Source organism: Streptomyces milbemycinicus (assembly GCF_002154605.1).
In the GTDB taxonomy this organism is placed as follows: domain Bacteria; phylum Actinomycetota; class Actinomycetes; order Streptomycetales; family Streptomycetaceae; genus Streptomyces; species Streptomyces milbemycinicus.
The window spans coordinates 1-10907 of sequence record NZ_MUNE01000382.1; the positions used below are offsets into that span (position 1 = coordinate 1).

Here is a 10907-nt window from a genome sequence, read left to right on the forward strand (position 1 = left end):
GTCGGCGTCACCGCCGCCCGCCGCGCCGATGAGCTCGCCGCGCTGCTGCGGCGGCGGGGCGCGGCCGTCATGCACGCTCCCGCGCTGCGCATCGTGCCGCTCGCCGACGACGCGGAACTGCTCACCGCCACCAAGCAGCTGCTCGACCACGCCCCCGACGTGGTGATCGCGACCACCGCCATCGGCTTCCGGGGCTGGGTCGAGGCCGCCGACGGATGGGGTCTCGGGGACTCGCTGCTGGCCCGGCTGCGCGGCGCCCGGCTGCTGGCGCGCGGGCCCAAGGTGCGGGGCGCGATCCGGGCCGCCGGGCTGACCGAGGAGTGGTTCCCGGCGTCCGAGTCGCTGGCCGAAGTGCTCGACCGGCTGCTGGAGGAGGGGGTCGACGGCAGCCGGATCGCGGTGCAGCTGCACGGCGAGCCGCTGCCCGGCTTCGTGGAGTCGCTGCGCGTGGCGGGCGCGGAGGTGGTCGGGGTGCCGGTGTACCGGTGGATGCCGCCCGAGGACATCGGCCCCGTGGACCGCCTCCTCGACGCGACCGTAGCCCGCGTGCTGGACGCCCTCACCTTCACCAGCGCCCCGGCCGCCGCGAGCCTGCTGGACCGGGCCGAGCGGCGTGGCATGCGCGACGAACTGCTGGACGCGCTGCGCCACGATGTGCTGCCCGCCTGTGTCGGGCCGGTCACCGCACTGCCGCTCGAGGCCCATGGCATCCCCACCAGCCAGCCCGAACGCTTCCGCCTCGGCCCGCTCGTACAGCTGCTGACCCATGAACTGCCCGGCCGGGTGAGGCCGTTGCCGGTCGCCGGGCGCCGCCTGGAGATCCGCGGGCACGCGGCCCTGGTGGACGGCGAGCTGCGCGCCGTACCGCCGGCCGGTATGGCCCTGCTGCGCGCCCTGGCCCGCCGCCCGGGCTGGGTCGTCGCCCGCGCGGATCTGCTGCGCTCCCTGCCGGGCGCGGGGCGCGACGAGCACGCCGTCGAGACGGCGATGGCCCGCCTCCGTACGGCCCTCGGCGCCCCGAAGCTCATCCAGACGGTGGTCAAACGCGGCTACCGGCTGGCGCTGGATCCGGTCGCGGACACCAAGTACGCCGACGTATGACCGGCCACTGACCGGCCACTGACCGGCCACCGGGCCCGAACTCCCTTGTGTCCATGGGGTGATGGGCGGGGCCGCGGGGGTTCCGGGCTCGGGCCTGGGCGGGCACTCTGGGACTGCGTGCATGTCCGCGAACCGCCCAGCCCCGAAGGAGTGACAGGAACATGGCGTCGGCGTCGGCCTACGACCTGCGGTTCGACTCCGGGCGGCTCTGTCTGGACCTGGTGGCCACGGTCGGCGGGCGGCTGAGCGAGGCGCCGGTCGAGCGGCTGGACGGGGTGGACCGGCTGAAGGCGTGGCTCGTCGACGCCGGTCTGGTGCCCCGCGGCACCGCACTCGACGTCGTCGACGGCGTCTGGCTCGCCCGCTTCCGCGCCGCCCGCGATCTGCTCCACCGCATCGTGCACAACGAGGTCGAGGGCCGGGCCGCGGGCGCCGACCTGGAGCGGGTGAACGCCCTGGCCGCCACCGCCCCGCCCGCCGTACGGGCCGTACGCGCCGCCGACGGCGCCCTCGTGCGCAGGCTCGCCGCCGTGCCCGACTGCGGCGCGCTGCTGGCGCAGGTGGCGCGGGACGCCGTGGAACTGCTCACCGACCCGGTGGCGCGCGGGCAGCTGCGGCAGTGCGAGGGGGAGACCTGCTCGCTGGTCTACCTCGACACCTCGCGCGGTCGCCGCCGCCGCTGGTGCTCCAGCGAGGTCTGCGGCAACCGCGAGCGCGTGGCCCGGCACCGCCGCCGCGTCACCCGGGCCTGACTGACGCATCTGCCCGAGCTGACTGATGGTGCGTCAGCCCAGGTCAGACTAGCGGACATACGGGCGACAAGACTGCTGTATAGCGCAATTGAGTGCACCTCGCGGCGTTTTTGTTGAACCTGGAAGTGTAACCGCACGTACCCCCTCGACCGCGCGGTGGAGATTACGCAAAGATGCTCCCGTGACCGAGAGGACGACACCGGACGACGCGCTCATGCGCGCGCTCTATGAAGAGCACGCGGGCCCGCTTCTCGCCTTCGTCCTGCGCCTGGTCGCGGGCGACCGGCACCGGGCGGAGGACGTGGTTCAGGAGACGCTCCTGCGGGCCTGGCGCAACGCCGACCAACTGCGGACCACCGGCGGATCGCTGCGCCCCTGGCTGGTGACCGTGGCCCGGCGCATCGTCATCGACGGTCACCGTGGCCGCCGGGCCCGCCCCCAGGAAGTGGACGCCGCACCGCTGCACGCCGTGCCCGCCGCCGACGAAATCGACCGGGCGCTGCGCATGATGACGATCTCCGACGCGCTTGCCGATCTCACCGATGCGCATAGAGAGGCGCTGGTCGAGACATACTTCAAGGGACGTACGGTGAACGAAGCGGCTGAGGTGCTGCGCGTACCGCCCGGGACTGTCCGGTCCCGGGTCTTTTACGCGCTGCGCGCCCTGCGGCTCTCGCTGGAGGAACGGGGGGTTACGGCATGATGCCGGCAGCGGAGGATCAGCAGCACACCGCCGTCGGCGCTTACGCCCTCGGCGTCCTGGACCCGGCGGAAGCCGCCCGCTTCGAGGAGCATCTGCTCGGCTGTGACCGATGCGGCGCGGAGCTGGATCAGCTGATGGGTATCCCGCCGCTGCTGGCCGAGTTCGCCACCTCCGCCGACGGCAGGACCGTGCTGGACCCCGCCACCATCACCGCACGCCCCGGACCCGAACTGCTCGGCCGGCTGATGGACGACGTCGCCACCAGCCGCCGCGGGCGCCGCAAGCGCCGGCTGTACCTGGTGGCCGCGGCCGCCGCGCTGATCATCGGCGGTCCGTTCGCCGGTGCCGCGCTGACCTCCGGCGACGGCGATGGCGGCGACAGCGGCGGGGGCGGCGGCCAGGTGGTGGCCAGCCCCGCGAAGGCGGCGTTCGACCAGGGCCAGAAGACCGGCTCGGTCGACCCCACCACGAAGGTCGACGCCACCGTCTCGCTGCAGGCGAAGGGCTGGGGCACATCGGTGGCCCTCAAACTCGGCAATGTGAAAGGCCCGAAGGCCTGCGACCTGGTCGCCATCGGCAAGGACGGCCATGAGGAGACCATCACCACCTGGGCGGTGCCCAGCACCGGCTACGGCATCAAGGACGGCGACGCGTCCCGCTGGAGCAAGGACCCGCTGTTCGCCCTGGGCGGCGCGGCCATGAACCCCGACGAGATCGACCGCTTCGAGGTCCGCACCCTGGACGGCCAGCGGCTTGCGGTCGTGAAGGTCTAGCCGGTGAAGGTCTAGAGCGTGTTGTGAAGGTGTACGGTTGACGGCTGCCCTACGCACACAGAAGGGGGCTTGGGTGGCCGCGCACAACGCCACGCACGCGAGCCGGAAGGCGAGACCGGACGGGGCCGGCGAAGCTGAGAAACGGGACGGGATCCGCGAGCGGGAGATGCGGATCGAGCAGACGCATCTGGACCGCGTGTACCGCCGCCTCGAGGAGAAGATCCACGAGGCGGAGTTCCTGATGAACGACGCCGCCAAGCACGTCCAGGTCGGTACGCCCGGCGCGCTCGCCGAGCGGGACGCCCAGGTCTTCCGGGCCGGGGTGCACCTCAACCGGCTCAACAGCGAGTTCGAGGACTTCCTCTTCGGCCGTATCGACCTGCTGCTCGGCAAGGACGGAGAGCGCGGCCCGGACGGCGCGTACACCTCCATCGAGCCCGCCGACGACGCGATCCGCCCCGGCGAGGACGGCGAGGACGGCGAGGACGGCGGCGGCCGCGCGGAGATCGCCGAGACGCTGCACATCGGCCGTATCGGCGTCCTGGACGCCGAATACGCCCCGCTCGTCATCGACTGGCGCGCGCCCGCGGCCGCGCCCTTCTACCGCTCCACCCCCGTCGCCCCCGGCCGGGTCGTGCGCCGCCGGGTCATCCGCAGCAAGGGGCGCCAGGTGCTCGGCGTCGAGGACGATCTGCTGCGCCCCGAGCTGACCGCCACCCTGAACGGGGCGGAGCTGCCGGTCGTCGGCGACGGCGCGCTGATGGCGGCGCTCGGCCAGGCCCGCGGCCACACCATGCGCGACATCGTCTCCTCCATCCAGGCCGAACAGGACCTGGTGATCCGCGCGCCCGCCGCCTCCGTCACCGAGGTGGAGGGCGGCCCGGGCACCGGCAAGACCGCGGTCGCGCTGCACCGCGCCGCGTATCTGCTCTACCAGGACCGGCGCCGGTACGCGGGCGGGATCCTGATCGTCAGCCCCACCCCGCTGCTGGTCGCCTACACCGAGGGCGTGCTGCCCTCGCTCGGCGAGGAGGGGCAGGTCGCGATCCGCGCCGTCGGTTCACTGGTGGACGGCGCCGAGGCCACCACGTACGACGAGCCGGCCGTGGCCCGCGTCAAGGGCTCGTCGCGGATGAGCCGGGTGCTGCGCAGGGCCGCCCGCGGCGCCCTGGAGCTGCCCGCGGGCCCCGGCCGGGCGGCCGGGCCGCCGGAGCGGCTGCGGGTCGTGGCGTTCGGCGCGCGGATCGAGCTGGACGCCGAGGAACTGCGCCGGATCCGGCAGGCCGCGCTGGGCGGCACCGCACCCGTCAACCTGCTGCGCCCGCGCGCCCGTCGGCTGCTGCTGGACGCGCTGTGGGGCAAGTCTGCGATGTCTGCCATGCCCGGGGGAGCCCACCGCTACACCGACCCCGAGCTGGCCGCCGAGGCGCGCGAGGGGTTCGACGAGGACATCTCCACCGAGGACGACTTCCTCAGCTTCCTGGACGCCTGGTGGCCCGAGCTCACCCCGCGCGCCGTACTGGCCGCGATGGCCGACGAGAAGCGGCTGACCCGCTGGTCGAGGCGGGTCCTGAGCCAGCGCGAGGCGGGCCGGCTGGCCCGCTCGCTGACCCGCCTGGGCGCGGACGGGAAGGGCCCGCTGTCGGTGCACGACGTGGCGCTGCTTGACGAGCTGTACACCGTCCTGGGCGCCCCGGCCCGCCCCGCCAAGCACCGCGAGGTGGACCCGCTCGACCACCTGACCGGGCTCGAGGAGCTGACGACCTTCGCCGACCGCTCCGCGCCCCGCCGTACCCGCGCGGACCGGCTGGAGCAGGAGCGCGTGGACTACGCCCATGTGATCGTCGACGAGGCGCAGGACCTGACCCCGATGCAGTGGCGGATGATCGGGCGGCGCGGCCGCCACGCCACCTGGACGGTGGTCGGGGACCCGGCGCAGAGCTCCTGGTCGGACCCGGAGGAGGCGGCCGAGGCCCGCACCGAGGCGCTGGGCAGCCGCCCGCGCCGCCGCTTCACGCTGACCGTGAACTACCGCAACCCGGCGGAGATCGCCGAGCTCGCTGCGAAGGTCCTCGCGCTCGCGATGCCCGGCGCCCAGGCGCCCGAGGCGGTCCGCTCCACGGGCCTGGTGCCGCGCTTCGCGCCGATGCCGGACGGAAGCGGCGGGTCGGCCGACAGGGGTGCGGGAGACCTGGCGGCGCGGGTGCGCGAGGAGGCGAGGCGCCTGCTGGACGAGGTGGACGGCACGGTCGGCGTGGTCGTCGCCATGCGGCGGCGGGCCGCGGCGCGCCGCTGGCTGGCAGGGCTCGGCGACCGGGTGGTGGCGCTGGGCAGCCTGGAGGCCAAGGGCCTGGAGTACGACGCGACGGTCGTGGTCTCGCCCGCCGAGATCGCCGACGAGTCCCCGGCGGGGCTGCGGGTGCTGTACGTGGCGCTGACGCGCGCGACACAGCGGCTGACCGTGGTGCCGGGGGAGCGGGACGACCCGGACGAGCAAGGCGTCCCCGATCTGCTGCGGGACTGATGAGGGACTGATGAGCGGCTGAGAAATCAACCCGTGGGGGAGGAATCACTTCCGGGGATGGTTTGTTAGCCTTGCTGTGGCACCGGCTCGATCCAAGCCCCCGGGCCCAACCTTCGTCGCTTCGAGCGACCACTTGCCGCGAGGCGAGCATGGCGGGTCGGTGCCACCTAAGCCTTTCAAGAGGTCCGCGTCGGCTGTTTCAGGACGCGGGCCTCTTCTGTGCTTCTCGGCGGATTCGCGGGGCTGAACAATATCTCCGAAACTCGAGCCCGGTTACCCGGTACCCGAAGGTAGGTGTAACCATCTGAAGACCACCGTCCGAGGGCAGACCGGCGAACCACCACCGCGGCCCGGGACAACCTGGAACAAGGGAAAGCAGAGGAAGTCGGCCATGGCAACGGCGCCCAGCGTCTCGTACTCGATGACGGTCCGGCTGGAGGTCCCCGCGAGCGGCACTGCGGTCAGCCAGCTCACCACGGCCGTGGAGTCCTCCGGTGGCTCGGTCACCGGCCTCGACGTGACCGCATCCGGCCACGAGAAGCTGCGGATCGACGTCACCATCGCCGCGACGTCCACCGCGCACGCCGACGAGATCGTCGAGAAGCTGCGCGGTATCGAGGGCGTCTCGCTCGGCAAGGTCTCCGACCGTACGTTCCTGATGCACCTCGGCGGCAAGATCGAGATGTCGTCGAAGCACCCGATCCGCAACCGTGACGACCTGTCCATGGTCTACACCCCGGGCGTCGCCCGCGTCTGCCAGGCCATCGCAGAGAACCCCGAGGACGCCCGCCGCCTCACCATCAAACGCAACAGCGTCGCGGTGGTCACCGACGGCTCCGCGGTCCTGGGCCTGGGCAACATCGGCCCCAAGGCCGCGCTGCCCGTCATGGAGGGCAAGGCCGCCCTCTTCAAGCGCTTCGCGGGCATCGACGCCTGGCCGCTCTGCCTGGACACCCAGGACAGCGATGAGATCGTCGCCGTCGTCAAGGCCATCGCCCCCGGCTTCGCGGGCATCAACCTGGAGGACATCTCCGCCCCCCGCTGCTTCGAGATCGAGGCGCGGCTGCGCGAGGCGCTGGACATCCCGGTCTTCCACGACGACCAGCACGGCACCGCCATCGTGGTGCTCGCCGCCCTCACCAACGCGCTGCGCGTGGTCAACAAGAAGATCGGCGATGTGCGCGTGGTCATGTCCGGCGCGGGCGCGGCCGGCACCGCCATCCTCAAGCTGCTGATCGCCGCGGGTTTGCGCCACGCGGTGGTCGCGGACATCCACGGCGTCGTGCACGCCGGGCGCGAGGACCTGGCCGGCGGGAACGGCAACTCCGACATGACCGCGCTGCGCTGGATCGCCGACAACACCAACCCCGAGGGCGTCACCGGCACCCTCAAGGAGGCCGTGCGCGGCGCGGACGTCTTCATCGGCGTCTCTGCCCCGAACGTGCTGTCCGGCGACGACGTGGCCGCCATGGCCGACGACGCGATCGTCTTCGCGCTGGCCAACCCCGACCCCGAGGTCGACCCGGCGATCGCCCGCCAGACCGCCGCCGTGGTCGCCACCGGCCGCTCCGACTTCCCGAACCAGATCAACAATGTGCTGGTCTTCCCGGGTGTCTTCCGCGGCCTGCTGGACGCGCAGTCGCGTACTGTGAACGACGACATGATGCTGGCCGCGGCCCGGGCGCTCGCGGACGTCGTCCACGACGACGAGCTGAACGCCAACTACATCATCCCGAGCGTTTTCAACGACAAGGTCGCGGGTGCGGTCGCCGGTGCGGTGCGGGTCGCCGCCAAGGCTGTGACCGGTACCACGGCGGTCTAGGCCGGGCTCGGCGCGTCGTACGGCGCGTCGCACGGCGTTCAGCCGATCGGGCCCCCATAGGGTGTCGGGCAGAAACGGCCGCCACGGCGCTTTTCGCGCGACTCACCAGGGCACCGGATTGGCTTTCCCGCCACAGGTGGGGGCAGGATGCGTTCCGGGCGCGAGGGTCTGAACACAGACCCGGGTCCGGGGACTGTCCGAGGGCCCTGGCAGCATCGGCTTCGATCTCACGCCTAATGGCAAGATGAACACGGGAGTACAACATGAACCGCAGTGAGCTGGTGGCCGCTCTGTCGGAGCGCGCCGAGGTGACCCGAAAGGACGCCGACGCCGTTCTGGCCGCCCTCGCCGAGGTGACCGGAGAGATCGTCGCCAAGGGCGACGAGAAGGTCACCATCCCCGGCTTCCTCACCTTCGAGCGCACCCACCGTGCCGCTCGCACCGCGCGTAACCCGCAGACCGGTGAGCCGATCGAGATCCCGGCCGGCTACAGCGTGAAGGTCTCCGCGGGCTCCAAGCTCAAGGAAGCCGCCAAGGGCAAGTAAGACCCCCATACGAAGGGGCGGCCACCTCATTGGAGGGTGGCCGCCCCTTTCGGCGTTCCTACGGGCCCTGGAGGCCCTTCCCGGGCCTCTAGGAGGCTTGGGAGGAGCCCTCGCCGCCGGGCAGTTCCACCTTGGCGCCAAGATCGCCCAATTTACTCATGAAGTTCTCGTATCCGCGGTTGATCAGATCGATGCCGTGGACCCGGGACGTGCCCTGGGCGGCCAGGGCCGCGATCAGGTACGAGAAGCCGCCGCGCAGGTCGGGGATGACCAGGTCGGCGCCCTGCAGCTTGGTCGGGCCCGACACGACCGCCGAGTGCAGGAAGTTCCGCTGGCCGAAGCGGCAGGCGGAGCCGCCCAGGCATTCGCGGTAGAGCTGGATGTGCGCGCCCATCTGGTTGAGCGCGGAGGTGAAGCCAAGGCGCGACTCGTACACCGTCTCGTGGACGATGGACAGCCCGGAGGCCTGAGTGAGGGCCACGACCAGGGGCTGCTGCCAGTCGGTCTGGAAGCCGGGGTGGACGTCCGTCTCCAGGGCGATGGCGTTGAGCTTGCCGCCCGGGTGCCAGAACCGTATGCCCGCATCGTCGATGTCGAAGGCGCCGCCGACCTTGCGGTAGGTGTTGAGGAAGGTCATCATCTCGCGCTGGCTGGCGCCGCGCACATAGATGCTGCCCTCGGTCGCGAGCGCCGCGCTCGCCCAGGAGGCGGCCTCCAGGCGGTCCGGCAGGGCGCGGTGGTTGTAGCCGCCGAGCTTGTCGACGCCGGTGATCCGGATCGTACGGTCGGTGTCCATGGAGATGATCGCGCCCATTTTCTGCAGGACGCAGATCAGGTCCTCGATCTCCGGTTCGACGGCCGCGTTGGAGAGCTCCGTCACACCCTCGGCGAGGACCGCCGTCAGCAGCACCTGCTCGGTGGAGCCGACCGACGGGTACGGCAGGCGGATCTTGGCGCCGCGCAGCCGGTGCGGGGCCTCCAGGTACTGGCCGTCCGCCCGCTTCTCGATCGTGGCGCCGAACTGGCGCAGCACGTCGAAGTGGAAGTCGATCGGCCGGCCGCCGATGTCGCAGCCGCCCAGGCCCGGGATGAAGGCGTGGCCGAGGCGGTGCAGCAGCGGGCCGCAGAAGAGGATCGGGATACGCGAGGATCCGGCGTGCGCGTCGATGTCGGCGACGTTCGCGCTCTCCACATGGGTCGGGTCCAGCACCAGCTCACCGGCCTCGTCACCTGGGCGAACGGTGACGCCGTGCAGCTGCAGCAGGCCGCGCACCACCCGCACATCGCGGATGTCGGGCACGTTGCGCAGCCGGCTCGGCCCGCTGCCGAGCAGCGCGGCGACCATGGCCTTCGGCACGAGGTTCTTCGCGCCTCGGACACGGATCTCGCCTTCGAGCGGGGTGCCGCCATGGACGAGCAGGACATCGTTCGAGCGGGTCATCTGGTCTCGCGTTCCTGGGACGGTCGGGGGGCAAGAGGCAAGCGTAATAGCCGCGGAGAGCACGTCTGAGTGACCGACGTACCCACCGAACGGACATGAATGTGTCACAACACGTTCGGTTCAGAGCAGAAAGCGTACGGTTACGTGCGCCGTTCCTGCTGTCGTACGCCCCGACCTGCTCTCACATGGGACTCGTCTTCCACTCCCCCTTCGGGGCGAACATGCGGGATCATGTGTCCATGACCGAGGTGTCCTCGCTCACAGGACGGCTGCTTGTCGCGACACCGGCGCTGGCGGACCCGAACTTCGACCGTGCGGTGGTGCTCCTCCTCGACCACGACGAGGAGGGGTCGCTGGGTGTTGTGCTCAACCGGCCGACCCCGGTGGGGGTCGGCGACATCCTGGAGTCCTGGGCCGCGCTGGCCGGGGAGCCGGGGGTGGTGTTCCAGGGCGGCCCCGTGTCGCTGGACTCCGCGCTGGGAGTCGCCGTGGTCCCCGGCGAGGCCGGAAGAGCCTCCGAGGCCGGAAGGGTCTCCTCGCGCACTGAGGACGGTCCGCTCGGCTGGCGCCGGGTGCACGGTGCGATCGGACTGGTCGACCTGGAGGCGCCGCCCGAACTGCTGGCCGCCGCGGTCGGCTCGCTGCGGATCTTCGCGGGCTACGCCGGGTGGGGGCCCGGGCAGCTGGAGGACGAGCTCTCCGAGGGCGCCTGGTATGTCGTGGAGTCCGAGCCGGGCGATGTCTCCTCGCCCGCGCCGGAGCGGCTGTGGCGGGCGGTGCTGCGCCGCCAGCGCAGCGAGCTGGCGATGGTCGCCACGTACCCGGACGATCCCTCGCTCAACTGATCCCTCGCTCAACCAGGGCCGGCGCTCAACTGGGGGAAGTGCTTGCCGGGTGGCGGCGACACCGGGTGACGCCGCGGGAGGCGCTGATCCCTCGTTCGCTCGGCGCGTGAGTACCCTAGGGCTGTATGAGCACTCTTGAGCCCGAGCGCGGGGCAGGCACGGGGACCCTCGTTGAGCCGACACCTCAGGTGTCGCACGGTGACGGCGACCACGAGCGCTATGCCCATTACGTACAGAAGGACAAGATCATGGAGAGCGCGCTCTCCGGATCTCCGGTGGTCGCACTCTGCGGCAAGGTCTGGGTCCCGGGCCGCGACCCGAAGAAGTACCCGGTCTGCCCGATGTGCAAGGAGATCTTCGACGGCATGGGAGCCGGCGGCGACAAGGACAAGGGCAAGGAC

General features: G+C 71.7%; 10 protein-coding genes. 9 read left to right on the forward strand and 1 reads right to left on the reverse strand.

Annotated features, from left to right (window positions below):
* The 7 genes from CCN51_RS29055 to CCN51_RS29090 all read left to right on the forward strand — a co-directional run.
* On the forward strand, positions 1-1101 hold a 1101-nt coding region (locus CCN51_RS29055), incomplete at its 5' end, for a uroporphyrinogen-III synthase (protein ID WP_086860260.1).
* A 161-nt stretch (positions 1102-1262) separates the two neighbouring features.
* Complete coding sequence (locus CCN51_RS29060; protein WP_014179125.1) at positions 1263-1853, forward strand: CGNR zinc finger domain-containing protein; 591 nt, start codon at positions 1263-1265, stop codon at positions 1851-1853.
* A 214-nt stretch (positions 1854-2067) separates the two neighbouring features.
* A complete protein-coding gene (locus CCN51_RS29065; RefSeq protein WP_055414278.1) occupies positions 2068-2556 on the forward strand; it encodes a sigma-70 family RNA polymerase sigma factor in 489 nt (162 codons plus the stop codon).
* Positions 2553-3329, forward strand: coding sequence for a zf-HC2 domain-containing protein (locus CCN51_RS29070; protein ID WP_043487492.1), 777 nt, complete (start codon positions 2553-2555; stop codon positions 3327-3329). The genes CCN51_RS29065 and CCN51_RS29070 overlap by 4 nt, the downstream gene beginning before the upstream one ends.
* 73 nt (positions 3330-3402) lie before the next feature.
* The gene (locus CCN51_RS29075; protein WP_014179128.1) at positions 3403-5853 is read left to right on the forward strand and encodes a HelD family protein; all 2451 of its coding nucleotides are present in this window, start codon (positions 3403-3405) and stop codon (positions 5851-5853) included.
* Positions 5854-6244: 391 nt separating this feature from the next.
* A complete protein-coding gene (locus CCN51_RS29080; protein WP_014179129.1) occupies positions 6245-7675 on the forward strand; it encodes an NAD-dependent malic enzyme in 1431 nt (476 codons plus the stop codon).
* Between the two features lie 263 nt (positions 7676-7938).
* Entirely contained in the window at positions 7939-8220 is a 282-nt protein-coding gene (locus tag CCN51_RS29090) for an HU family DNA-binding protein (protein WP_014179130.1), read from the forward strand.
* Between the two features lie 88 nt (positions 8221-8308).
* Here CCN51_RS29090 and murA read toward each other — a convergent pair whose 3' ends face one another.
* Entirely contained in the window at positions 8309-9661 is a 1353-nt protein-coding gene (gene murA, locus CCN51_RS29095; RefSeq protein WP_014179131.1) for a UDP-N-acetylglucosamine 1-carboxyvinyltransferase, read from the reverse strand.
* A 239-nt stretch (positions 9662-9900) separates the two neighbouring features.
* Here murA and CCN51_RS29100 point away from each other — a divergent pair, with 239 nt between their 5' ends.
* Positions 9901-10506 carry a YqgE/AlgH family protein gene (locus tag CCN51_RS29100; RefSeq protein WP_043491358.1) on the forward strand — a complete coding sequence of 202 codons (606 nt, stop codon included), beginning with the start codon at positions 9901-9903 and terminating at the stop codon, positions 10504-10506.
* A 125-nt stretch (positions 10507-10631) separates the two neighbouring features.
* Positions 10632-10907, forward strand: a 276-nt coding sequence (locus CCN51_RS29105) for a DUF3039 domain-containing protein (protein ID WP_086860262.1), incomplete at its 3' end; no start/stop codon positions are given.